The 23,725-nt window shown below is 39.7% G+C and carries 24 protein-coding genes, 1 tRNA gene and 1 riboswitch; of the genes, 11 read left to right on the forward strand and 14 right to left on the reverse strand.

The features are described from left to right. Positions 1–174: 174 nt before the first annotated feature. Positions 175–1,230 carry a M42 family metallopeptidase gene (locus FGG79_RS07895; RefSeq protein WP_138777161.1) on the reverse strand — a complete coding sequence of 352 codons (1,056 nt, stop codon included), beginning with the start codon at positions 1,228–1,230 and terminating at the stop codon, positions 175–177. A 428-nt stretch (positions 1,231–1,658) separates the two neighbouring features. Here FGG79_RS07895 and FGG79_RS07900 point away from each other — a divergent pair, with 428 nt between their 5' ends. Then, positions 1,659–3,050: a peptide MFS transporter gene (locus tag FGG79_RS07900; protein ID WP_240794217.1), complete on the forward strand. Its 1,392-nt coding sequence runs from the start codon at positions 1,659–1,661 to the stop codon at positions 3,048–3,050. 69 nt (positions 3,051–3,119) lie between these two features. On the opposite strand, the gene FGG79_RS07905 is transcribed toward FGG79_RS07900, so the two are convergent. Then, positions 3,120–3,932, reverse strand: coding sequence for a YihY/virulence factor BrkB family protein (locus tag FGG79_RS07905; RefSeq protein WP_138777163.1), 813 nt, complete (start codon positions 3,930–3,932; stop codon positions 3,120–3,122). Positions 3,933–4,094: 162 nt separating this feature from the next. Next, complete coding sequence (locus FGG79_RS07910) at positions 4,095–4,643, reverse strand: GNAT family N-acetyltransferase (protein ID WP_138777164.1); 549 nt, start codon at positions 4,641–4,643, stop codon at positions 4,095–4,097. A gap of 217 nt (positions 4,644–4,860) precedes the next feature. Between FGG79_RS07910 and kynA the strand changes: the two genes are divergently transcribed. The 3 genes from kynA (at position 4,861) to FGG79_RS07925 (ending at position 6,697) form a co-directional block, all read left to right on the forward strand. Continuing rightward, on the forward strand, positions 4,861–5,700 hold the full coding sequence (kynA, locus tag FGG79_RS07915; RefSeq protein ID WP_138777165.1) for a tryptophan 2,3-dioxygenase: 840 nt from the start codon (positions 4,861–4,863) through the stop codon (positions 5,698–5,700). Between the two features lie 245 nt (positions 5,701–5,945). Then, positions 5,946–6,146: a cold-shock protein gene (locus tag FGG79_RS07920; protein ID WP_034763568.1), complete on the forward strand. Its 201-nt coding sequence runs from the start codon at positions 5,946–5,948 to the stop codon at positions 6,144–6,146. A 107-nt stretch (positions 6,147–6,253) separates the two neighbouring features. Beyond that, positions 6,254–6,697, forward strand: coding sequence for an SACOL1771 family peroxiredoxin (locus FGG79_RS07925; protein WP_138777166.1), 444 nt, complete (start codon positions 6,254–6,256; stop codon positions 6,695–6,697). A gap of 54 nt (positions 6,698–6,751) precedes the next feature. Here the strand turns inward: FGG79_RS07925 and FGG79_RS07930 are convergent, their stop codons facing one another. Then, positions 6,752–7,081 carry a DUF3243 domain-containing protein gene (locus FGG79_RS07930; protein WP_138777167.1) on the reverse strand — a complete coding sequence of 110 codons (330 nt, stop codon included), beginning with the start codon at positions 7,079–7,081 and terminating at the stop codon, positions 6,752–6,754. Between the two features lie 183 nt (positions 7,082–7,264). On the opposite strand from FGG79_RS07930, the gene FGG79_RS07935 reads away from it, so the two are divergent. After that, positions 7,265–7,993 (forward strand): SDR family oxidoreductase, encoded by a 729-nt coding sequence (locus FGG79_RS07935; protein ID WP_138777168.1) that lies wholly within the window; start codon positions 7,265–7,267, stop codon positions 7,991–7,993. Positions 7,994–8,294: 301 nt separating this feature from the next. On the opposite strand, the gene FGG79_RS07940 is transcribed toward FGG79_RS07935, so the two are convergent. From FGG79_RS07940 to FGG79_RS07950, 3 genes are all read right to left on the reverse strand, one after another. After that, positions 8,295–9,332 carry a ribonucleotide-diphosphate reductase subunit beta gene (locus tag FGG79_RS07940; RefSeq protein ID WP_138777169.1) on the reverse strand — a complete coding sequence of 346 codons (1,038 nt, stop codon included), beginning with the start codon at positions 9,330–9,332 and terminating at the stop codon, positions 8,295–8,297. A 16-nt stretch (positions 9,333–9,348) separates the two neighbouring features. Continuing rightward, complete coding sequence (locus FGG79_RS07945; protein ID WP_240794218.1) at positions 9,349–11,595, reverse strand: ribonucleoside-diphosphate reductase subunit alpha; 2,247 nt, start codon at positions 11,593–11,595, stop codon at positions 9,349–9,351. A 145-nt stretch (positions 11,596–11,740) separates the two neighbouring features. Further along, a riboswitch (cobalamin riboswitch) is annotated at positions 11,741–11,922 on the reverse strand. A gap of 161 nt (positions 11,923–12,083) precedes the next feature. Further along, on the reverse strand, positions 12,084–12,494 hold the full coding sequence (locus FGG79_RS07950; protein WP_240794219.1) for a VOC family protein: 411 nt from the start codon (positions 12,492–12,494) through the stop codon (positions 12,084–12,086). 529 nt (positions 12,495–13,023) lie between these two features. On the opposite strand from FGG79_RS07950, the gene FGG79_RS07955 reads away from it, so the two are divergent. Then, positions 13,024–13,797: a SurA N-terminal domain-containing protein gene (locus FGG79_RS07955; protein ID WP_138777172.1), complete on the forward strand. Its 774-nt coding sequence runs from the start codon at positions 13,024–13,026 to the stop codon at positions 13,795–13,797. A gap of 129 nt (positions 13,798–13,926) precedes the next feature. Beyond that, complete coding sequence (locus FGG79_RS21710; protein ID WP_171050835.1) at positions 13,927–14,103, forward strand: hypothetical protein; 177 nt, start codon at positions 13,927–13,929, stop codon at positions 14,101–14,103. Between the two features lie 46 nt (positions 14,104–14,149). Here FGG79_RS21710 and gndA read toward each other — a convergent pair whose 3' ends face one another. Further along, entirely contained in the window at positions 14,150–15,562 is a 1,413-nt protein-coding gene (gene gndA, locus FGG79_RS07960; protein WP_138777173.1) for an NADP-dependent phosphogluconate dehydrogenase, read from the reverse strand. 157 nt (positions 15,563–15,719) lie between these two features. Between gndA and FGG79_RS07965 the strand changes: the two genes are divergently transcribed. Together FGG79_RS07965 and FGG79_RS07970 are read left to right on the forward strand one after the other, a co-directional pair. Then, a complete protein-coding gene (locus FGG79_RS07965) occupies positions 15,720–16,580 on the forward strand; it encodes a MurR/RpiR family transcriptional regulator (RefSeq protein ID WP_138777174.1) in 861 nt (286 codons plus the stop codon). Positions 16,581–16,700: 120 nt separating this feature from the next. Continuing rightward, positions 16,701–17,627, forward strand: a complete 927-nt coding sequence (locus FGG79_RS07970) for a nucleoside hydrolase (protein ID WP_138777175.1) — start codon at positions 16,701–16,703, stop codon at positions 17,625–17,627. A 137-nt stretch (positions 17,628–17,764) separates the two neighbouring features. On the opposite strand, the gene FGG79_RS07975 is transcribed toward FGG79_RS07970, so the two are convergent. Beyond that, positions 17,765–17,965, reverse strand: coding sequence for a cold-shock protein (locus FGG79_RS07975; protein ID WP_034763533.1), 201 nt, complete (start codon positions 17,963–17,965; stop codon positions 17,765–17,767). Between the two features lie 339 nt (positions 17,966–18,304). Between FGG79_RS07975 and FGG79_RS21715 the strand changes: the two genes are divergently transcribed. Further along, entirely contained in the window at positions 18,305–18,478 is a 174-nt protein-coding gene (locus FGG79_RS21715) for a hypothetical protein (protein WP_167562135.1), read from the forward strand. Positions 18,479–18,667: 189 nt separating this feature from the next. Here the strand turns inward: FGG79_RS21715 and FGG79_RS07980 are convergent. Beyond that, positions 18,668–18,739, reverse strand: a tRNA-Val gene (locus FGG79_RS07980). A gap of 146 nt (positions 18,740–18,885) precedes the next feature. Between FGG79_RS07980 and FGG79_RS07985 the strand changes: the two genes are divergently transcribed. Then, on the forward strand, positions 18,886–19,110 hold the full coding sequence (locus FGG79_RS07985; protein WP_138777176.1) for a hypothetical protein: 225 nt from the start codon (positions 18,886–18,888) through the stop codon (positions 19,108–19,110). A gap of 52 nt (positions 19,111–19,162) precedes the next feature. Here the strand turns inward: FGG79_RS07985 and FGG79_RS07990 are convergent, their stop codons facing one another. The 4 genes from FGG79_RS07990 to FGG79_RS08005 all read right to left on the reverse strand — a co-directional run bounded on the left by FGG79_RS07990 (position 19,163) and on the right by FGG79_RS08005 (position 23,632). Further along, on the reverse strand, positions 19,163–21,148 hold the full coding sequence (locus tag FGG79_RS07990) for a TRAP transporter permease (protein ID WP_138777177.1): 1,986 nt from the start codon (positions 21,146–21,148) through the stop codon (positions 19,163–19,165). After that, positions 21,135–21,656: a DUF1850 domain-containing protein gene (locus tag FGG79_RS07995; RefSeq protein WP_138777178.1), complete on the reverse strand. Its 522-nt coding sequence runs from the start codon at positions 21,654–21,656 to the stop codon at positions 21,135–21,137. The genes FGG79_RS07990 and FGG79_RS07995 overlap by 14 nt, the downstream gene beginning before the upstream one ends. A 121-nt stretch (positions 21,657–21,777) precedes the next feature. After that, positions 21,778–22,773, reverse strand: a complete 996-nt coding sequence (locus tag FGG79_RS08000; protein WP_138777179.1) for a TAXI family TRAP transporter solute-binding subunit — start codon at positions 22,771–22,773, stop codon at positions 21,778–21,780. 304 nt (positions 22,774–23,077) lie between these two features. Then, complete coding sequence (locus FGG79_RS08005; RefSeq protein ID WP_138777180.1) at positions 23,078–23,632, reverse strand: phosphatidylglycerophosphatase A family protein; 555 nt, start codon at positions 23,630–23,632, stop codon at positions 23,078–23,080. Positions 23,633–23,725 lie beyond the last annotated feature (93 nt).

The raw sequence follows: 23,725 nt of genomic DNA on the forward strand, positions 1-23,725 counted from the left end.
CCTCATTTAACTTATTAGTGTCTTTATTTTATCTTATCATTATCGCTTTGATAAGAGAAATACCTCCTAAAATCATTACAAACTTTTATCACCCAAATGTATCCATACCCCCTTTCCTTTGTTGCAAAACAAAAATCCTTCACCCACCTTAGTGGATGAAGGAAGAATACTCATTCATTCCATTATCATTTTTGATTGGACATAGTGCCAAAGTAATGTTTCTGTTTGAAGAATGGATGATTCATGTGTCCGTTCATATGCATGTGAAGCATCTATTCCTGCTCCTATCAGCCCATGAACGATATCAAATCCTGCTCGAATTGCAGCTGACGCATCAGATCCATAATACGGATAAATGTCAACCTTATAGTCAATTCCATTCTCTTCTGCCAATGAGACTAAATGTTTACGTAATCCGTAATGATAAGGTCCACTGGAATCCTTTGCGCAAATCGAAACCGTGTATTCATCAGTTGTTTGACCATCACCGATCGCCCCCATATCGACAGCGAGATATTCAATCGTCTCTTCAGGAATATTCGAATTCCCCCCATAACCAATTTCTTCATTATTGGAAATTAAGAAATGGGTCGTATAAGGAAGCGTAATGCCCTCCATTTGAATGTGACGGATTAACTGAAGGAGCATCCCTACGCTTGCTTTATCATCTAGATGGCGTGATTTGATAAACCCGCTCTCTGTAATTTCAGCACGAGGATCGAAAGAAACAAAGTCCCCTACCTCAATTCCAAGGTCTCTTACTTCCTTTGCATTACGAACTTTTTCATCAATCCGAACCTCTATGTTTGTATCATCCCTTTTCGCTTCTCCAGCATTCTTATAAACATGTACACTCGTTTGGTGCATGAGAATGGTTCCACTATATGTTTTGCCTGAAGAGGTTTCAATCTGACAATACTCCCCTTCAACAGCGTTCCACCTGAAGCCTCCAATCATGGATAAGCGTAGGCGACCATCACTCTTGATTTCCTTCACCATTGCACCAAGCGCATCTACATGGGCTGTTAACATACGATGTTTCCCTGTGTCTTCCCCCGGCAATGTGATGATTAAGGCACCTTTTCGATTCCTTTTCATCTCTATCTGTAAATCAGAGAGATATTCTTCAACGTAGCTCATGATGGTATTCGTGTTTCCTGAAGGGCTTGGTATTTCTACAAGCTCCTTGATCAATTGAAGTGTTTTAGACGAATCTGGATATGTATTCATTTCATTCCCTCCCTTCTTGTATTATACCGTCATTTACCAGGTGACTACAAATTCTGTTCACCGAATATTCCATCGAATGAATTTTTCTTTATTCTCGCCTTGACCCTCAAACTTTTTTCGCTTTTCCTTGTTGAAGGGATGTAAAAACCCACATCGATCACAACTATAAAAACTTACATTTCCACCAGCCCTTTGACCTTGGAGGTACATCCACTCCATTTCTCCATATTCCTCTCTCACGTATAGTTCACTTTCAGCCAAAGAGGTATGACCGCAATATAAGCACCCTTTAAACATATTTTCCACAGCCCCTTTTTGTACATGCCTATGAGAAGAACGGGAATACTATGAAAGGATTTGGAAAAAAACATACTTTTCCTCCTCATTAACAAGATAAGAAAATGACACAAAAACACAGGAGTGATAGAGTGAACTCATCAAATTTGGACAGTTTACCTCAAGGAAAGAAACACCCTAAAGGATTGTATCTATTATTTTTCACGGAATTATGGGAACGGTATAGTTATTATGGCATGAGAGCCTTACTCGTCCTTTATTTGACAACTGTTTATGTAAGCGGCGGTCTTGGCGTCGAGCCCGCAAAGGCATTGTCCATCTATGGAATATATACAGGAAGTGTTTATTTCACTCCGATTTTTGGGGGATGGTTGACGGATCGCTACATCGGGTTAAGAAAAGCGATTACCATCGGAGGGATCACGATGGCTTGCGGAGATTTCACCATTTTCCTTACTCATTCCCAAATCGGCCTGTATGCAGGGTTAGCCCTTCTCGTGCTAGGAAATGGATTCTTCAAACCGAATATTTCGACTCTCGTCGGTGAACTCTATCCCCGAAATGATAAACGAAAAGATGCAGCATTTACGATTTTCTATATGGGAATCAACCTCGGTGCATTATTCGCACCACTTGTTGCAGGCTTCCTTGCAGAGGATCTGTTTCTGACTACAATGAATGACGGCACGATGCATTATGGATTTAAATGGGCATTTCTTGCTTCTTCCATCGGGATGATCACAGGTCAAATTATATTCACTTCTTTGAATAATAAATATCTCGGAAACGTTGGACTAAAACCAAATCGAGTATTGGCTGAAGAAGCAAACGAAGATCGGGATGTGCCTTTGACCAGGAAGGAAAAGCAGCGTACAACCGCCATTCTCATCCTTGCCTGCTTTGTTGTGTTTTTCTGGGCTGGATTTGAACAGGCCGGCAGCTCGTTCACTTTGTATACGAAGAACTTTATCGACCGAGATGTGTTTGGATATACGATACCCGTGGCATGGTTTCAATCAGTTAACCCACTGTTTATCGTGATCCTCGCACCAATACTGTCAAGTGTGTGGTTACGCCTTTCCAGATCAAAAGGTGGGGATTTAAACATGACGACCAAAATGGGGATAGGGATGATTCTACTAGGTATCGGCTTCATGGTTCTTATACCAGCCGTCATGCAGACGGGTTCTGATGAACAGAATATTACTGTGAAAGCCAATCTATTGTTTATTGTCTTTACTTATCTCCTTCATACTTTAGGAGAACTATTTCTATCACCAGTTGGATTGTCTCTTGTCAGTAAGGTTGCTCCTGTGAAAATCGCCTCCCTCCTAATGGGGGTTTGGATGGCTGCTATTGGAGTAGCTAGTTTACTTGCGGGGCAACTTGCTTCCCTTACTGCCACACTTGGGTATTTAGAAATATTCGCTGTCATTGGGACAACTGCGATTATCCTTGGCTTTGTCTTGCTTGCCATATCGAAGAAACTGGTCGTTATGATGAGGGAAGAAAACCACTTATAAGGCCACTTACATTTGGACCAAATCGTTTATAATAATAAAAAATCGCTTGGCTCAACCGCCAAGCGATTTTTATTTCAGCTTTTTCTCCGCTATACTTCCATTTAACAGTCCACCAATCAATAGGATCGTGGAAGATATATAAAACCAGACCACCAACGTAATAACACTTCCAAGCTGACCATAAAATTGAGAGTAGTCGTTTAATTTAACATATGTACCATACAACCACGATACACCCTGCCATCCAAAGGTAGCAACCAGGGCACCAGGAAGGACATGAAGAAACGATATCCTTTTACTCGGGACGACCATATACAGAAAGACAAAGAGAACGAGCATAAAGATCGAACTCAGCCCCCATTTCCCGATAACCCAAGCCTGACTCCATTCTCCATTAATCTTTCCTTCCGTGAATCGCGCATGATGAATGTACTCTTCAACAAGTGGAACAATAAGGGAAAAAGATATAAGGACCATAAATCCTACGGTCAATAAAAGATCATACAGCAATGCGATTAAAAATGGTTTCTTCCGTTCAATTTTATATGCCTGATTTAATGAGCGAACCATCGATTGAACCGCCATTGACGCTAGCCAGAAGGTGAAGAAAATCGAAATGGATAAGACATCTCCCCTTTGGTCATAAAGGATGCGTTCTATATTGTTTTGAATAATGGCGTACGATTTATCCGGAGCAAAGGGTTTGATTAAAAGTAATACATTGGTTTCTGAAATAGGCAAGTAGCTGATCAGTGAAAACACAAAAATTAAAAACGGAAAAATCGATAATAATAAATAATAAGCCAATTGTGCAGAGTGATCAAAGAACCTCTCCCGGAAAAACCGAACCGTGACCACCTTGCAATGATGTAAAATTTTCATATGAGTAGACTCCTATATAGGAAAAGATATTACTATTTTCCCCACTTCCTTCCAGTTCAACCCCTTTGGAACCGTTTAGATTACTGAGAACCTTTACGAGTGCTTCCAAACGGTACTTAGAAATGTAAGTATTCTCCATTCATATACGTGTTTGTCGCTTTCCTAATGATCATTTCTCCATTCATTTTCTAATAATCCATATATCAGCGAATCTCTCCATCCATCTTTCATTTTCAAGTGATGGCGGATTTCTCCCTCCAATGTCATCCCCATCTTTGTCAACACCCTTTGGGAGGAAAGGTTTTCTGGATCGCATGTCGCTTGGATCCTGTGTAAATTGAGGACAGAAAATCCTCTTTCAACCATGGCCCCTCCTACCTGTGTCCCTATCCCTTTTCCCCAATAATCCGGATGAAGAATATAGCCGACCTCCCCTGAACGATGAACAAAACTCTTAATGATAATTTCCCCAGCACCAACTACTCGATCGCTTCGCTCATCGACTACCACCTGAACAAATCGGGTTTGAGGAGTCACTTTTTCATCCTTCAATACGCCCTCTACATATTCGAGCGTATCTAGTTCTGTATTTGGTCCCCAAATCTGGTACTGTGATACCTTTTCTTCCACAGCATATTGATGAATATCCTTCCAATCTTTTTTCTTTATGCTACGTAAATATAAATGGGTGGAAAGATAGATTTTTTCCACATACCTCACCTCACATGCAATATAAATTGGTTTTATTTTAACATAATTTTCTAGATAAAATGGTATCTATCAAATATCATTCACTGCTTTTATGCTGTACAAAAGAACAGGTTGTTTGTGAATAAAGGTATTCCCTTCCCCTTTAAAGAATTGAATAACAAGGGATATTTTCATAACCGCTCTGTATCCAAACAGACGAAAGAAAGGGAGAAGCAAAATGGTAAACAAGAAGGACACGATGGGAAATGAAGATGTATATACGGACTTTATCAATAGAATGACTTATGGTGAATACCTTGGATTAGATACTTTATTGGACAGCCAGAAACGATTATCCGGTCATCATGATGAAATGCTTTTTATCATCATCCATCAAGTAAGTGAACTTTGGATGAAATTAATCCTCCATGAACTCAAGGAGGGGATTTCATCGATTCAAAGAGGAGAGCTTTCTCAAGCATTTAAAATGCTTGCCCGAGTTTCAAAGATCCAATCACAAATCATTCATGCCTGGGACGTATTATCCACACTTACTCCATCAGAATATGTGCAATTCAGGGACAGCCTGGGTCAAGCTTCAGGGTTTCAATCATATCAATACAGGATGATTGAATTTGCATTGGGTTATAAGACCAAGCATGTTCTGGAAATTTATAAAAAGGATCCCGAGTTATCTGTTCAACTGAATGAAGCATTTAAAGCCCCTTCCTTATATGATGTTTCCATCCAGGCTTTAAAGAGTGCTGGGTTGCCAATTCAAGAAGAAGTGCTTCATCGTGATTATAATGAACCGTACACGGAAAATCAGTCTGTACTGGAAGCTTGGACGACTGTTTATCAGAATCCCGAGAAATATTGGGACCTATACGAATTAGCGGAAAAATTAATCGATATCGAAGATTGGCTACAGCAGTGGCGTTTCCGTCATATGAAAACCGTGGAACGGATTATTGGTCATAAGATGGGTACCGGTGGTTCTAGTGGTGTGGGTTATTTAAAAAAAGTGCTTGATCATCGTTTCTTTCCGGAATTGTGGAATGTTCGAACCGCTCTTTAAACCCTTTTATATCAGGTTTTTTAGTCGTAAATAGAAGGGACTAAATCTTCACATATGGATCAGCCTATTTTCATTTCAGCCTCTCCTCGAAGGTTGCCTTTTCGAATGTTACCTGATATTATGTAAGAGAATTATTTTTGTTCGGAATGGAAGGATAGACAAAGTTTTTTAAGCTTTTCGCCTTGAAGTTACATGAGCAAGAATAGTAATACAATTGTGTGGAGAACACACGAGGAGGTAACAATATGTTAGAAGGTACAGTTAAATGGTTTAACGCAGAAAAAGGTTTCGGATTCATCGAGCGCGAAGGTGGAGACGACGTGTTCGTACACTTCTCAGCTATTCAAGGCGAAGGATTCAAAACTTTAGAAGAAGGTCAAAAAGTTTCATTTGAAATCGTTCAAGGAAACCGTGGCGACCAAGCTGCCAACGTTACTAAAGCATAATTCATGCCATCCCAAAAGACTCTACTCTGTAGAGTCTTTTTTCTTTGCCTTCGTTTAAAAATGTGTTTACAATTACCATAACACGCTTTAGAGGAGGCTTACCTGTTATGGCTAGACATTCGTTTCATATAACGACGGATTGGCCCGGGCTTAGGAATGATGTAGGTACCTTAAGTTCAGAGAATTTCCATACAGAAATCTCGATTCCGCCTGAAATGGCTGGTCCCGGAGTTGGTACCAATCCTGATGAAATGCTCTTGGGAGCGGCTGCGACCTGTTATATCATCACACTAGCTGCCATGCTCGAGCGAAGTCATATCGAGAAAAAAGACTTGACCATGACATCAGAAGGGATAGTGGAAGTTGAAAATGGAATCATTACCTACAAAGAGATCATTCATCGCCCTGTCCTCACATTGGATATTACCGCCACTGAAAAGGATATCAACCTTACGAAGAAATTACTGTTGAAAGCAGAGCAATCATGCATGATAACCCGTGCCCTCAAGGGCAATGTGACTGTTAGAGTAGATCCAGAAATACATATGTAAGAATCAAAACAAAGGGCATCCAAACCGGATGCCCTTTCTCTCATAAGATCCCAATCAGGATTCTGAATGTACTAGCTTCACCAGCATATGAGAAAGCATATGCTGCTCCTCCTTGGTACCCGCTTTCCATAATTCACTTAGCAACTTTTCTTCCCGGTTCTTTGGTTCTTCATGAGCGGCAAGGTAATCCCCTACCTTCTGCGCTGCCTTCGCCTGAAGTTCTTCATTCATCCCAAGTTTATCAGCCAATGAAGCTTTATTACCTAAGTATTGTTTGAAGTGATCAAAGTTTGAAAGAATATCTTCTTTCTTGTCCTGAGACATATTGCCTAACGTGTTGTCTACCTTTGATCCAATTTTTTCTTCTGTCGAATGCTTTGTCATTTAGAAACCTCTCCTTTTCTTAATCTAATATGTATATTCCCAAAAGATGAATCATCAAACATTTTTATTTCATTTATTTGGTAAATGGTCCACAACTCTCTGTCGCCAGTTTAAAACAGTTGCTGAGTGTGTAAACAGAATAGAAGAATGCGATTTACACACTCTAAAGGAGGACGAATTTATATGAAAGTAGCAATCATTACAGGAGCAAGTAGCGGAATCGGCCAAGCCACAGCAAAGGAGCTGGCTTCTAAAGGAATGACCGTAATGCTTGCGGCAAGACGAGAAGAACGGTTAAAAGAATTAAAGAATGAAATAGAAAAAATGGGCGGAACAGCACACTATCAAATTACAGATGTGACAAGCGCAGAAGAAATGGAACAACTGGCCAAGAAGACCGTCGAAGTCGCTGGACGCATTGATATATTGATAAACAATGCCGGACTCATGCCCCTCTCATTACTCAATAAAAGAAAAGTTAAAGAATGGGATCAGATGGTTGATGTAAATATTAAAGGAGTACTCTACGGTATATCCGCTGTCCTCCCCTATATGGAAGAGCAAAAGTCGGGACACATCATTAATATTTCATCCGTAGCAGGCCACAAAGTCATGCCAGGAAGTTCAGTCTATAGCGGAACGAAATACGCCGTCCGTGCAATAACTGAAGGGTTGAGACAAGAAATGAACGCTTCTCACAATATTCGTACGACGATCATCTGTCCAGGAGCGGTCGCGACAGAACTAACTGAAACGATTACAGATGAAGATATACTATCCGCATTCAATGAACGGAAAATGAAGCCACTAGATAGCGAAAACATCGCGAAATCCATTTCTTACGCTGTGGACCAACCTGACCATGTAGATGTCAATGAAATCGTCGTTCGACCGACACAACAGGATATGTAAACGACTAGGAGGGACTAGTATGAATACTGAATGAAGTAGTCATTAAACAGTCTACAAACTTGTAACTTGAGGACTTTTATTCGCAAGCATTTTGAAAAAGCGGGACTTCCTAAAGAATTATTAAATGTGGTCGGGTAGCCGTTCAACACAAGCGAAGAGATTATTGTCCTTTTATTGAAAAAAGATAACATAAAAAGCGAGTCGTCACGACTCGCTTTTTATTATTCGTTCGTTTCCATTCAAGTTATGTCCTAATAACAGCGAAAACATCCTTTTATCAACAAGAGGGTATTCATAGAATTCACAGTTCATCAAACCCGTTCGCATCCGATGTTTTCGTATATTGCCTTGATTTTTGTTCAAAGAAATCGGTCTTCCCCATATCCACTTCTTGATAGGCAATTATCCATTTAAGGGGATTCGTTTTATATCCTTGAAATGGCTCTTCAAAACCCAATTGCTTGGACCGTTTATTTGCCATGAATTTAATGTAATCTTCAAGATCGCTCATCAAAAGTCCTTCTACGTGGGATCCAATGATTTCTCTCCCCCACTCTATTTCGAGCATAGCCGCCTGTTTGAACGTTTCCCTTCCGAAGTTATACAACTCTTCCGTTCGATGCGACGGGTTCTCACTAAGAACTTCTTTGAAAATCTTTTCAAACAAACCAACATGCAATTGTTCATCCCGATTGATATAATTGATCATCGTACTTGTGGCAACCATTTTTTGATTTCTGGCTAAATTGTAGAAAAAGGCGAAACCAGAATAAAAAAACAGTCCTTCTAAAACCACATCATAAATCATTGACCTTAATAAATTCTCAACATTTGGAGATTCCACAAATCCCTTATATCCATTTGTTATAAATTCATTTCGCTTCTGAAGGATAGGATCATTCTTCCAGAAATCAAACACTTCATCCTGCTTTTTCTTCGAAACGATGCTCGATAATACATAACTGTAAGAGTGATTATGCACAACCTCTTGTTGCGCCAGTATAATCATCAAAGCATTTAGACTTGAGTCTGTCAGATAGTCCGCCACTTTACCTGCATAATCAGTCTGGACACTGTCAAGGAGAGCCAATAAGCCGATGATTTTCAAAAAGGATTCTTGCTCCTGGACTGAAAGTGTCGGGAATTGTTTGATATCCTTGGCCATATTGATTTCAAAGGGTGTCCAGAAATTCCCAAGCATTCTTTTATATTTCGGGTATGCCCATGAAAAACGCACATCGTCCCAGTTTAATATATTAGAGCTTTCTCCATTAATAATCCCTGTCGATTTATTCGGTGCTGTCGGGTCTACAAGTATACGTTGCTTTAATTCATTCATTTTCCCTTATCTCCTTCTAGCTGTGGCAGCTTTCACATTCTTCAAAATTGGATATAGACGTCGATCTCACATAATAGGTAGTTTTCAAACCAGACTTCCAAGCATCTATATGAAGCTCTAGTAAATCTTTTGCTTTAATATCATTTCTTACATAGAGGTTAAAGGAAATACCCTGATCGATATGCCGTTGTCTCTTCTCGTTCTGTTCCACACTCCAGTGCTGATCCACATTATACGCCGTTTTATAATACCAGGTCGTCTTCGGAGATAGATCAGGAGCAGTCACAGGAATCTTATAGTCTTTCTTTTCTTCCGAATACTCAAGCCTGAAGATCGGGTCGATACTCGCAGAGGAACCGGCAATTAGAGAAGTAGAGGAGTTCGGTGCAACGGCCATTAAATAACCATTCCGAATTCCTTTTGAAGAGACAGCACTCCGTAATTCATCCCAACGCCAACTAGAATAATTCCGTTTGGTAAAATACTCTCCCGTTGACCAATCCGAACCGTCAAAATAAGGATATGCCCCCTTCTCTTCGCCCAATTCTTGGCTAGCTTTTATCGTGTAATATGCCATTTCTTCATAAAGGGAGTCACAATAATCGACTGCCTCTTTCGACTCCCACTTCAAACCTTTTAAGGCAAGAAGATGATGCCATCCGAATGTGCCCAGTCCGATCCCCCTGTAACGTTGATTGGTAATCTGCGCCTGAAGAACGGGAAGATCATTTAAATCAATCACATTATCCAGCAATCTCACTCCGATGGATACCACCCGTTGCAACTCATCATCCATCACGGTTTTAGCTAATGATATGGAAGCGAGATTACATACGACGTAATCTCCCGGAGATTTATACGTAATGATTTTCCCGTTTTTAATTACCTCTTCTTCCAGAATGGTTGCGCTCATATTTTGAGCAATCTCCGTACACAGATTACTGCAATAAATTATCCCCTTATGTTGATTGGCATTTAATCGATTGACCGTGTCGCGATAAAACATATACGGTGTGCCCGTTTCGAGCTGGGAAATCATGATCCGCTTGAAAATCTCAATTGCTGGCACCACTTTCCTTGAAAGAACCTGTTGATTTACACACTCCCAGTACTTGTCGCGAAACGAGCCACCACCTTTGAATTCATCATAATAATCTTCCAAGGAATAGCCCATGACTACCTTCACTTCATGAGGATCGAATAAGTACCAGTCCCCCCGATTTTCCACTTGTTCCATAAATAAATCCGGTAAACAGACTCCAGTGAAAAGGTCATGAGTCCGCTGTCTTTCATCCCCATTGTTTAATCGTGTATCAAGAAAAGGGAAAATATCTTTATGCCACACATCTAAATAAACGGCGATCGCACCTTGACGCTGACCTAATTGATCGACGGATACCGCTGTATTATTTAATTGCTTCATCCAGGGGATAACACCGGAACTGACACCCTTAAAGCCTTTAATATTACTCCCCCTGCTCCGCACCTTCCCTAAATAGATGCCAAGTCCCCCACCGTTTTTACTCAGTGTGGAAACGTCGGTGTTGCTGTCATAAATGCTTCTTAAATCGTCGGCAACCGTATCGATAAAGCAACTGGATAACTGACCATGGCTTTTCCCTGCATTCGCAAACGTCGGGGTTGCAACAGTCATATACAAATTGGATAAGACCCAGTATGCCTCTTCTATCAGTTCGATTCTCTTCTCCCTTGGTTCGTTCCTCATAAGGGTCATGCTGATAATCATAAACCGTTCCTGAGGTAACTCAAGGATTCTCCCTTCATGAGACTTCGCTAAATATCTCTCAGATAATGTGACAATGCCTATATAAGTAAAGAGATGATCCCTTGTTGAATCCATAATCGATCCCAAATAATCGATTTCCTCTTTACTGTAAGAACCAAGTAACTCAGGAGTATATAATTGTAAATCAGTTATCCCTTTAATATGCTCATAGAATGACCCGTAAAGCTTGTCTTCGGACACTCCCCTCGTCACAGCCATTGTCCCATATAGATGCTTTATATATAGATTTGAAGCTACATATGTCCAATCCGGCTCAAGTGCCGTGACCCGTTCAACAGCGGTTAGAATCATGAAATGATACAACTTCTCCTTGGTTGAATCTGGTTGTTGAACTGAAAATAATCGGATTTTCTCATTGAATTCATTGAAACACAGTTGAGGAAATTGTTTATGCAGATTTTTCAAAATCTGTTCTGTTTCCTCTTTGTTGTGATGACGATTTGCTACGATTGACATCCTTATTCCTCCCATTTTTTACAACGGGGAGGGAGTTCAAAAAAGCCCATCCTTCAAGAAGGATGGGCTTAAGACATTACGGAGATATGTGAACAGGCGAAAGCCTATTCCTATCCTCGCTTATCCTCCCAATTCCCGAAGAAGATAACACGTGATAAATAAGGCAGGTCTCCTGACTCGTGCTTTCAACCTACTCTAAGGCCTTCCCATCATAATTGACAGTGGCAGTTCCTTATTTCGTCAACACTTACAGTTGCGGGGACAGCTCCGGATTCACACCGGATTCCCTTTTAAGTCTCAATCGACACCCTATTCACAGGTTATAATCAATATGTAGTTAATTTTAAAATTCAAAACACAAAATATTGTGTTCCGTTCTATCATAAACGATTCAAAATGGATTTACAAGTAAATCCATTAACCATTTACCAGAATCCCTATTCTAACATTTTGAAGTCAATACCTGCTAGGAATTTCATATGAACATGTTAGACATGATAGGCTTTTTTGAACTGTGGACTTAGTTCACTCCACACATCGAAAAGGTTTCCATCACAGTCTGAGAAAACAAAGTTCCTTCCACCATGGCCTCTATTTTCCATCTCCCCCACCTCTACCTCATTACTCATAAATTGTTCTCTCAACTCTACTAATTCACTAATTCCGTCAACTTCAAATGTGATTGAAAATCGTTTATTATGATGCCTATCCATGAAATTACTGCTTTCTCCTTCTAATGATTTTACTAAAAAGATACTCTGATGGGCTAAATCCAAGATTGCCTTATCACTATCTTGGAAATTCAGTTCTGCGTTTAATTTTTCCTGGTACCATGTACTCGATCTCGAAACATCGCTTACTGGAATATACGTGGACCCGACTCTTATTAATTGTTTCAATTTCTCTCCCCCTATTCATTTAATCTGTAACTAATTCAACAAAACGAAAAAAATCCCTTTCTAAAATATGCTTATAATTATTAATTTCCATGAAAGGGAAAGGAGATGGCCATATAGCACAACCAAATGGACACTAGTCCGTCCTCACATCCCAAAACATAAGTTGAGAGATGATTAATTACTCTTTATAATTCGAGTAGAAGGTTGTTTGACAGTATTCTTTGGTCCCCAATATCTTTTACGGGTTGTTTAAATGGAGGGTGAATTCTATTTAAACAACCTCTTTTTTTATGAGATATTTATGTAATAAATTTTCTTGCCCTCTTCATATTCCCATGAGCTGTTTCCTTTATTATAATCGCATACATAATGATGAAATGAAGGGTGATCTAGTGACCTTCTCTGTTTCAGCCTTATTACAATCAATACTTTTTAGCCTAAATACTTTCTTTTTACGCGTTTATCCTTTAAAATGCGCATTAAGTGATTTTTTTACACAATCACACTTTAGTTCTGAAAGGAGTCTATTATGAAGAAACTATTAACGACTTTACTATTAGTATTATTGACAATTGGACTAGCCGCTTGCGGTTCAGATGAGGAGAGCCAAAAACAAGCTGACAATAAAGCGAAAACAGAAGACAATGATAAGCAGTCCCAAGAAGAGCAAGCGAAGAAAATGGAAGAAATGCAAAAGAAAATGGATGAACAAAAGGTTCAGAAAGATAAAATTGTTGCCATTGTGAACGACGAAAAAATCAAAGGTGATGATTTTAACACAGTCTTATCTCAATCTCAAATGCAGTATCAGCAAATGGGTCAAGATCCAACAAGCAAAGATGCGGCAAAGAAGATTAAAGACCAAACCATGGATAGCTTAGTTGGGCAAACTCTTCTAATGCAGCAGGCCGACGAAAAAGGCTACAAAGCAACTGAAGATGAAATCAATAAACAACTTGAAGAAGTGAAAAAGCAATATGAAGATGAAAAGAAATTTGAAGCGGCAATGAAAAAAGCTGGATTTACGATGGATGAATTGAAAACCCAAATTGCTGAAAATATTAAATACACAAATTATGTTGAAAAAGAAATTAAAGTTGAAGATGTAACTGAAGACGAGATGAAAAAGTACTTTGATCAGTACGCAAGCCAACAAGGTCAGGATCAATCAAAGGATGCACCAAAATTTGAGGACGTAAAACCTCAGATCAAAACTCAATTAGAACAGCAGAAAAAACAGGAAAAACTTGTGCAACATGTAGAAGATTTAAAGAAAAATGCGAAAATTGACGTGAAAATCTAACTTAAGTAGTAAAGAGAGCCACCTAATCCATTAGGTGGCTCTCTTTCGTTCTATTTACAGTAATTTGTTTTTTCTTTAGCTTCAAAGGGTACAGTACATCAACTGCTTATGATGAAAGGATGAAACCAATTGGCGAAAGAATCTAATGATAATCCGGAACAACTCAATGGAGACCAAGAGAGCATCCTCGATCAGCATGAAAGTGAACAAAACGTTGATGCCATACCACTTGAAGATTTAAAGAAAGAACAGCATGAAGAAAAGAATAAACACCATACTAAAGATGAATCTTCAAGCCAGGAATAATATGAAAATCAAACGCCCTGTGCAATGGCACAGGGCGTTTGATTTGTTATTTTGAGAGCCAATCTGTGTGGAATGTGCCTTCTTTGTCTATACGTTGATACGTATGGGCGCCGAAATAGTCCCGTTGTGCTTGTAACAGATTGGCTGGCAGCGACTCAGAACGATAGCTATCGTAATAGGCTAATGCACTGGCAAGACCTGGTACAGGAATACCCAGTTTAATGGCCGTTGCCACTACTTCTCTTGCTTCATCCTGATAATTCTCTACAATCTCCTTAAAATATGGATCAAGGAGTAAATTTGTTAAGGAAGGATCACGATCATAGGCATTCTTGATTTCCTCAAGGAATCCTGCACGGATAATACATCCACCTCTGAATATCATGGAAATTTCACCAGGTTTTAGGTTCCATTTATACTCGTCAGATGCAGATTGAAGTTGTGCAAACCCTTGTGCATACGAACAAATTTTGCTTAGGTAGAGTGCTTTTCGGATCATCTCGATGAATTCTTCTTTGTTGCCAGAGAAGTCTTTATTCTTTGGTCCTCTTAATAGTTTACTGGCTTTTACCCGTTCTTCTTTCATGGCAGAAATGAAGCGAGCAAAAACAGATTCAGTAATGATCGATAAAGGTACTCCTAATTCAAGTGAGCTTATGCTTGTCCACTTACCGGTCCCTTTTTGACCTGCAGTATCTAATATGACTTCAACAAGCGGTTTACCTGTTTCTTCATCCACCTTCGTGAAAATGTCCGCTGTGATTTCAATCAAGTAGCTATCGAGTTCGCCTTCATTCCATTCTTTGAAAATTTTATGAAGTTCTAATGCACTTAATCCCAACACATTCTTCATTAAATAATAGGCTTCACAAATAAGCTGCATATCACTGTATTCGATTCCATTATGTACCATTTTAACATAATGACCAGATCCGTCAGGACCGATATATGTACTGCATGCATCCCCCTTTACCTTTGCGGCAATAGCTGTTAAGAAAGGCTCTACCAGGTCGTATGCATCTTTCTGGCCACTCGGCATAATAGCTGGTCCGTATAGAGCACCTTCTTCTCCCCCAGAAACTCCGGCACCGATGAAGTTGATTCCCTTCTCGTCGAGCTCCTTATTGCGACGGACAGTGTCTTCAAAGTACGCATTTCCACCATCAATCAGGATATCCCCTTTATCGAGATGAGGAAGCAGGGATTCAATTGCTTTGTCGGTTATATCACCTGCAGGAACCATAATTAAAATTTTCCTTGGTGTTTCTAAAGATTGAACGAACTCCTTTACGTCATGGGTACCTATCATTTGCTTATCTTGATGCCCTTTCAGTACTTCTCTTACTTTTTCATCCGAAACATCATATATCGAAACCGAATAGCCTCTGCTCTCAAAGTTTAAAGCAAGACTCTTCCCCATCACTCCGACGCCGACTACTCCTATTTGTTGTTTTGTCATAACAATCATTCCTTTCTATCCGAATAAAAATATCTTTTCTCGATTATTATTATAATACGAAATAAATTTCCATGGTGGGTTTTTATGAAATAATATTTTTTTATTTAATGAAGTGGGTTAAAATTATTTTCATAACCGTCTTATAGGAGGAACTTTCATGATAAAGGACGAAAAATCTCAGACCTGCTTACCACGAATCCGATCCCATTACACACAATTCAGTCAGAAAGAAAAGATGATTGCAGATTTTATTATTGCTAATCCTGAAAAAATTATCCATTCTACCATTAGTGGAATAGCAGAAGATCTTGGAATTGCAGATGCTACTGTTTTCCGTTTCTGTAAACGCATGGGCTTTAAGGGCTACCAGGCTATGAAGATTTCATTAGCTTCCGATCTTGTTACACCCATTAAGGATATACATGAAAGCATTCATGAGCAGGACTCTGAAGGAGTTATCGCCCAAAAAGTGTTTCGCTCCAATATTAGGACACTGGAGGACTCATTGGGAATCTTGAACGAGGAAACCTTCACGAGAGCTGTGCAAGCGATGTTGATTGCAGGAAGAGTCGAATTTTACGGGACAGGCGGATCAGGATTTGTTGCCATGGATGCCCATCATAAGTTCCTTAGAACAGGTATGACGACTGCAGCCTACAATGATCCCCATATGCAGCTCCTCTCAGCTTCCCAACTGACAAATGAAGATGTGATTGTGTTCATATCCCATTCAGGTGCTAATAAAGATTTATTAGAGGTGTTGGATGTGGCGAAGAAGAATCAAATAAACACAATTGCCGTTACCCATTTCGCTAAGACTCCTTTAAGTAAACTAGTTGATATTCCTTTATACACGCTATCTCAGGAAACTGATTACCGTTCTGAAGCCCTTGCTTCTAGAATCAGCCAACTGAGCATAGTGGACGCTCTTTACGTTAACATCATGATGAAAAGAAAAGATCAATCAAAGGCCTCCCTGCAAAAAATGCGTGACGCGATCTCTATTAAAAGAATTTAAATTCTGTCTTTTGATTCTTTATTTAATAGCTTTCTTTGAATTCTGGATATGAATGATACAAAGCATAAAAATCTTTTCCATACATATATTGGAACAAATCGAACCCGAGGGGATAAGGTCATGAAGAACATACTTCTTTTTGCAGATCCAGGAATCGATGACTCCATTGCAATTATGTACGCACTCTTACACCCTGATATTCACTTAATCGGCATCGTATCTGGGTATGGGAACGTAGATAAAAGTCAGGCAACCGACAATGTTGCCTATTTGCTTCATCTGGCGAATAAAGAAAATATCCCGATCATCGGAGGCGCCACCCGTTCCTGTACAGGGGAATTTCCCCTTTACTATCCTGAAATTCACGGAAAGGACGGGTTAGGACCGTTACGACCACCTGATACCATCAAAGGAGAACTTTTAAACTTCTCGGAAATTTTTCAGCTGGTTGAAAAATATGAAGATATCGTGGTAGTCGACGTTGGTAGAAATACATCCTTGGCAGTAGCATTCATTTTAGATGATAAATTCGCTGATAAAATCAAGGATTTTTATATTATGGGTGGTGCCTTCTTAGTTCCGGGCAACGTTTCAAAAGTTGCGGAAGCGAACTTTTTTGGCGATCCCGTCTCCAGTCATTTTGTCATGAGCATCGTAAAGAATGTGACGTGCGTCCCTTTAAATGTGACCAATCAAGCGCTCATTACAAAAAAGCAAATCCTGGAGATTCAGAAAGCTTCCTCGAACCCTTTGGTCAAAATCCTTGATAAAGTATACGATTACTATTTTGAGGCCTATCAAAAGCTCGTTCCAGGTATCAAGGGAGCTCCTCTTCACGATGTACTGTCCTTATCCCTCGTCATGAACCCAAATTTGGGCAGTTATTTAATAAGAGATGTGGTTGTAAGTAATCTTGGAGAAGCCCGTGGTGAATCAATTGCAGACTTCCGTGTCGGTTCAGAAAATAACCATTCCACTACTAAAATCTACATGTCGCTTGATTACCCTGCATTCATAGAAGATTTCGTAAGGATAATGAGCAAGTAGAGGGACGGACCATGAATGGTCCGTCCCTCTACTTACATTCCATGTTTCATGCATCATTTTCCTTATCGGACTCTGATATGAGCATATAAAAAAAACAGACTCACGAATGAGTCTGTTTTTGAATGTGTAAAGTTAGATTATGCTTTACGTACGTTAGCTGCTTGTGGTCCACGAGCACCTTGTTCAACGTCGAAAGATACTTCTTGACCTTCGTCAAGAGACTTGAAACCTTCACCTTGAATCGCTGAGAAGTGTACGAATACGTCGTCTCCACCTTCTACTTCGATGAATCCGAAACCTTTTTCTGCGTTAAACCATTTTACTTTACCATTTTCCATGTTTGTTGCCTCCTAAAGTGCGTTACACACAATGTATTACTATTCTTGCGATATCAGGTGAAAACCAAATCTTGTTCTTCCCTCGTATACCGGACAAAAATAATTCTTCTATAGAATAACAGGTATAGTACAAATAAGCAAGTTCTTGAAGAAGAAGTTTTAAAAGTCAGACCTCTAACAGGCAGACACCACTTAATACCCTTCCCTTGTTTCCTGGCCTCCATTCTTCCATATAGTCCATTGGAAGGATTCAGATGCTTTATAAACAATATCATTCATGAGATTCTAAATTGAAGGGAAAACTATGTTATAATGAGTAAATATGAAAGGGAGTGCCCAATGAAGTCCACAAAAAATCGGTTTAGTAATGGTTCCATGGTGACGATAAAAGAAACAGGCGAAACAGTGACAATATTAAAATGGCAATACGTTAAAAACATGAAGCGATACTCTTACATCGTAAAAGAGCATCCTGGCACGTTTTATTTTGAAGAAGAATTAGAGGTCAACTAAAGCCGCAATCATACTTTTTTAAAAAAATATGGTTTTGACAAGGACTCTTACCTCATGAACCGGAGTCCTTTTTCATATTTCTAAAAACGCTACGATAATAGATCAATACATGTGCCTTTTCTTCTCTTCCCATGGAAATGCCAATGAAAAAAGCCTGCATCTAGAAAGATGCAGGCTTTTTTCTATGTATGACCTGTGAGGGATTCGAACCCACGACCCCTTCCCTGTCAAGGAAGTGCTCTCCCACTGAGCTAACAAGTCGCAATGGAAGGTATATATTCTATTATATTCAGTAATATGAGAATGTCAATGGTTTTCTTGAATTATCCTCCTCATTTTAGCATCCAAGTATGAAGGAACATTCGTTCGCATATACTGTGAGTACATTGGATGAGAGGAGCTTTACGATGGATACATGTCTACTGCGTTCTTTAATGGATCAACGCCCTATCGAGATCATTTATATGACTTCTAAAATGAAATGTACGAAAAGAAGAATCCTTGTGAAAAAAGTGGAGAAAGAATATATTATGGCCTACTGCTTTTTAAGAGAAGATATAAGAAGGTTCAACATACAAGATATATTAGCTTCTTCACTTCTCCTTCCTCATCAAGATCGTACGATATCCTAACATTTCTATTCTATGAAAGAGGCTGGACTCTAACGGTCCAGCCTCTTTTATTTTATGCTGTTACTCTTGTTGGAGTTTTATCTTCTCTCTTAATAAAGAATTGGAGCGCAAGCATCACACCGAATAACACTATCCCGATTACATCTGACATACCTTCTGGATAAATCAGAAGTAGACCTGCAGCTACACAGAGGAACCGTTCAATGACAAATACTCTTCTATACCAATATCCGATCATTCCGGCACCAATGGCCATCATACCGGTAATTGCCGTAAAAATCACCCAAATTAATCTGGGAATCGTCGTATCAATCATTAACAGTTCAGGGGACAGTACAAACATATACGGAATGATAAAGGCGGCAATGGCTAATTTAGCCGAATTAACACCTGTCCGTATCGGTTCTCCCCCAGATACCCCCGCGGCGGCAAAAGCAGCCAGCGCAACTGGTGGTGTGATATCAGCAATGATCCCGAAATAAAATACGAAAAGGTGAGCAGCTAATTCAGGTGCCCCTAACAGGATAATCGCAGGAGCAGCAATTGTGGATGTAATAACATAGTTCGCAGTCGTCGGAGACCCCATGCCAAGAACAATCGACGCAATCATAGTGAACACTAACGTTAGGATCAATTTAGCCTGCGCAGAATTTGTAAGGTCAGCAGCAAGATCAACTAAACCATTCGCAAGGGTTAATCCTAAGCCAGTTTTGGTCACCACCCCGACAATGATTCCGGCTGCAGCAGTTGCCACTGCTACAGATAGAGCAGTTCTGGCCCCATCTACCAATGCATCCACTGCATCTTTGAATCCGATTCTTGTATCTTTTCTTATCGCACTAATGGCAATTGTCGCAACGATTGACCAAAGTGCAGCACGCATGACGCTCATTCCACTTACCAACAAAATGATAACAGTGAGGATGGGAAGCAGAAGATATATCTTCTTTAGTACTTCTTTACGATTAGGCATTTCCTCATCTGATAATCCCCGAAGACCAATACGTTTGGCTTCAAAATGAGTCATGATCCAAATCCCTGTAAAATATAGGAGTGCAGGGATCGTAGCCGCTTTAGCAATATCCCAATACGATATCCCGCCGATAAATTCAACCATAAGGAATGCAGCAGCCCCCATGATCGGCGGCATAAGCTGACCTCCTGTAGAGGCAGCTGCTTCCACTCCACCGGCAAATTCTTTCCGATATCCAAGCTTTTTCATCATCGGGATCGTAAAGGAACCTGAAGTTACAACGTTCGCTACCGAACTCCCACTAATTGTCCCTTGAAGGGCACTTGAGAAAATCGCTACCTTGGCAGGACCTCCGACACGCTTACCTGCGATCGACACCGCCAAATCATTAAAATATTGGCCGACACCTGTCTTGACGAGGAAAGCTCCGAATAGTAAGAACAAGAAAATGAAGGTGGCTGAAACATATAACGGTGTTCCAAGGATCCCTTCACTAGTAAAGAACATCGTCTTTACGATATCATCCCAGTCGTATCCTCTGTGAGCAAGAAAACCTGGCATTAATCTGCCATAGTACATATAGAGAATGAAAGCAGAGGCAATGATCGTGATCGGTAAACCAACTGCACGACGTGTGGCCTCCAACACTAAAATCATAGCAGCGAAACCAACATAGAAGTCCAGTGAGGTCATTAACCCCACTCTATTTACAATGTCGTCCTGCATAATCGGCCAGTAAGCACCAACGCCGATCGAAATGATAGATAATACGACATCATACCAGGCGATTTTTTCCTTCTTTAAATTCTTCTTTCGCGCTGGAAATAATAGAAATACCAAGGAAAGGGCAAATCCTAAGTGAATGGATAATAATAATTGCCTAGGTATAAATTGAAAGATGGATGCTACTAATTGAAATAATGAAAAAGCTAACAGCCCAAAGAATATAACCCACTTAAAAATTCCATTATGAAATTTTCTAGTAGAGGATTCAGGATCGTATTTCTCTAGTAACTCTTGTTGTTGCTCTGCAGTCAATGATTCAAATTCTTTATCTTTCTCCAACTACAGTCACTCCTTTCCATTGATCATAAAGTGATTGTTTCTTCACTTGAACCCGAACGACAGACCCTTTATCGAAATAGTCAGCTAATGGATACTCTTTCTCATCAATGACGAGACGGTGATTGGCTACCACTTGTCCGATTCGAATATCAATGTATGGAAACAATTTATTCATATTAGAAATTCTATATTTGCCTTCCTTTGTTACTTCAAAGATTTCATTTCCTTCTGCATTGGCCGGCATACCAATCGCAGTATCTTCATAAAGTAATTCGGTTTGTTGAATTTGATCTGTTGGTGTTTGTTGATAAAACTCCTCTACTTCAGATAAATGAATAGAGTGAGTGTAACGAACTGAAAACGAATGGTTTTCGGGGAGACCGAAGAGAACCGACTCTCCATCTGTACTCCTCGGTTCTATTACCAAATACGTATGAAATGGTATAAAGAGAATGCCGAGAAGAACAACAATTAGGAGAATTGCCCCTACGAATGTAAATTTCTTCATAAACCGATGCCCACCATTCCACTAATTTTACCTCATTGATTTAAGTGAATTAGCTTAAACCAAAACAAAAGAATAGACCGTTGTAAGCGGCCTATCCCTTCGTCCATCTGCTGGTGTAAAACTATTCCATTGAAATTCCTTTTTCATCAAAGTATTTCTTTGCACCAGGATGTAATTCAATTCCCATACCTTTTAATCCATCTTCAGCTTTGATTATTTCACCTTTTGCATGGGTAATTTTATCTGTGTTTTCAAAGATGGCTTTTGTTACATCGTAAATGACATCTTCTGGAATGTCAGCATTTGTTACTAACATCGCACGAACCGCCACAGTCGTAACTGCATCGTCGACTTTACTGTAAGTACCTGCTGGAATTTCTTCCTTAGAGTAGTATGGATACTTCTCGATCAACTCATTGATCTTACCAGACTCAACTGGTACGATCGTGATATCCTCAGTCGCAGCCAATCCTTCAACGGCGCCTGTTGGAGTACCTGAAGTAATGAATGCAGCGTCGATTGTACCATCCTGAATACCCGTCGTTGAATCATCAAATGAAAGGTTACGAGCTTGTAAATCTTCCAATTTAATTCCATGAACTTCTAAGATTTGCTTTGCGTTAAGTAATGTTCCTGATCCGGCTTCACCGACAGAAACAACTTTGCCTTTTAAATCTTCAACAGATTTAATGCCAGAATCTTTCGTTGTAACGATTTGAATCGTTTCAGGATACAGAGTTGCAATTCCTCTTGCATTTTCTACTTTATTATCGCTGAACATCTCAGTTCCTTCCGATGCATAAGACGCGATATCCGTTTGTGTAAAAGCGATTTCAGTCTTGCCATCTTTAATGGCTGCCATATTTTCAGCAGACGCCCCTGAAGTGGAAGCCGATGATTTGATTCCAGTTTCATCTTTAATAATATTAGCGAATGTGCCGCCTAACGGGTAATATGTACCCCCTGTTCCACCTGTTGCAATTCCGATGAAGTCAACCTCTTTATTATCTTCACCATCAGATGATGATCCTCCACCTGATCCGCCGCCACATGCAGCAAGAATGACAGATAGAACTAGAAGTAGTGCAGTACCTAGAAATAAACTGCGTTTTTTCATATTCTAATTCCCCCTATACAATTTTATACTTTAACGAAATAATTGTAACACAGTCTGTAACAATTTTGTCAAATCAAATACATAAAATGTTAACAATTTTCATAAAAAACCTGCAATAGGTTTAACAGGCCCCTGACACAGCTTACTTCTATCCTTACAACATTTTATCACATGTATATAAAATGTATAAACCGCTTTCACACTATGGCTCTTTGTTACATACATGACGTATGTTTGTCCACATCAAAAGGACTGAAGAGGAAACCCTTCTCTTCAGTCCAACTGTTATATATCAGATTGATTATTATCCTATTAATTCTTCATCTTCCAATTTCAGCTTTTCTTCTTCAGACAGGTTCTCTTCTCTGTCCCTCATGGTATGGGCAATTCTTGAAGAAGCATTTGCTGCAATACTTGCAACAATATCATCCAGGAATGTGTGGACACCCGTCCCATTTTTCGTATCTAGTTCACGAATGATCCCAATCTTATTCTTATCAAGATGACCAAAAGTTGTCACCGCTATGCTTCCGTATCCCAGGGCTGCGCCAAGTGCTATCGTTTCATCCACTCCAAAAAGACCTTCATCTGTCTCCACAATGGTTTGAAGAGGTTCAGAAAGTTTTTTCTCTTCAGCAAGCTGATCTAATTCCACGCCTACAAGGATGGCATGTTGTATCTCTCTTTTTAACAAGACTTTATTCACGCTGTCCACACAATCTTCCATTGTCAACTCTTGATTATATGGAAACTGCATTTCATAGACGATTTCTGCGATATCCTCTATTAATACGCCTCTATCTTTAAGCCTTTTTAATGCAGCCTTAGTCACATCTTTTGAATGTACTGGTTTATTCATTTCGGGTACCCCTTTCTTGTCAATCGCTTTATGTAAGTAAATTATAACATTCTTTTGAATTTTCGTATTGCAATCCGCTTTAGGGAAATCTAT

It is taken from the genome of Bacillus sp. BHET2 (assembly GCF_005938125.1).
Taxonomy (GTDB): Bacteria; Bacillota; Bacilli; order Bacillales; family Bacillaceae_B; genus Rossellomorea.

Coding starts and splice junctions, on each gene's coding strand:
- FGG79_RS07895 (WP_138777161.1), bottom strand. CDS start 1,230: ATGAATACATATCCAGATTCGTCTAAAACACTTCAATTGATCAAGGAG.
- FGG79_RS07905 (WP_138777163.1), bottom strand. CDS start 3,932: ATGAAAATTTTACATCATTGCAAGGTGGTCACGGTTCGGTTTTTCCGG.
- kynA (WP_138777165.1), top strand. CDS start 4,861: ATGGTAAACAAGAAGGACACGATGGGAAATGAAGATGTATATACGGAC.
- FGG79_RS07920 (WP_034763568.1), top strand. CDS start 5,946: ATGTTAGAAGGTACAGTTAAATGGTTTAACGCAGAAAAAGGTTTCGGA.
- FGG79_RS07925 (WP_138777166.1), top strand. CDS start 6,254: ATGGCTAGACATTCGTTTCATATAACGACGGATTGGCCCGGGCTTAGG.
- FGG79_RS07930 (WP_138777167.1), bottom strand. CDS start 7,081: ATGACAAAGCATTCGACAGAAGAAAAAATTGGATCAAAGGTAGACAAC.
- FGG79_RS07935 (WP_138777168.1), top strand. CDS start 7,265: ATGAAAGTAGCAATCATTACAGGAGCAAGTAGCGGAATCGGCCAAGCC.
- FGG79_RS07940 (WP_138777169.1), bottom strand. CDS start 9,332: ATGAATGAATTAAAGCAACGTATACTTGTAGACCCGACAGCACCGAAT.
- FGG79_RS07945 (WP_240794218.1), bottom strand. CDS start 11,595: ATGTCAATCGTAGCAAATCGTCATCACAACAAAGAGGAAACAGAACAG.
- FGG79_RS07955 (WP_138777172.1), top strand. CDS start 13,024: ATGAAGAAACTATTAACGACTTTACTATTAGTATTATTGACAATTGGA.
- gndA (WP_138777173.1), bottom strand. CDS start 15,562: ATGACAAAACAACAAATAGGAGTAGTCGGCGTCGGAGTGATGGGGAAG.
- FGG79_RS07965 (WP_138777174.1), top strand. CDS start 15,720: ATGATAAAGGACGAAAAATCTCAGACCTGCTTACCACGAATCCGATCC.
- FGG79_RS07970 (WP_138777175.1), top strand. CDS start 16,701: ATGAAGAACATACTTCTTTTTGCAGATCCAGGAATCGATGACTCCATT.
- FGG79_RS07975 (WP_034763533.1), bottom strand. CDS start 17,965: ATGGAAAATGGTAAAGTAAAATGGTTTAACGCAGAAAAAGGTTTCGGA.
- FGG79_RS21715 (WP_167562135.1), top strand. CDS start 18,305: ATGAAGTCCACAAAAAATCGGTTTAGTAATGGTTCCATGGTGACGATA.
- FGG79_RS07985 (WP_138777176.1), top strand. CDS start 18,886: ATGGATACATGTCTACTGCGTTCTTTAATGGATCAACGCCCTATCGAG.
- FGG79_RS07995 (WP_138777178.1), bottom strand. CDS start 21,656: ATGAAGAAATTTACATTCGTAGGGGCAATTCTCCTAATTGTTGTTCTT.
- FGG79_RS08000 (WP_138777179.1), bottom strand. CDS start 22,773: ATGAAAAAACGCAGTTTATTTCTAGGTACTGCACTACTTCTAGTTCTA.
- FGG79_RS08005 (WP_138777180.1), bottom strand. CDS start 23,632: ATGAATAAACCAGTACATTCAAAAGATGTGACTAAGGCTGCATTAAAA.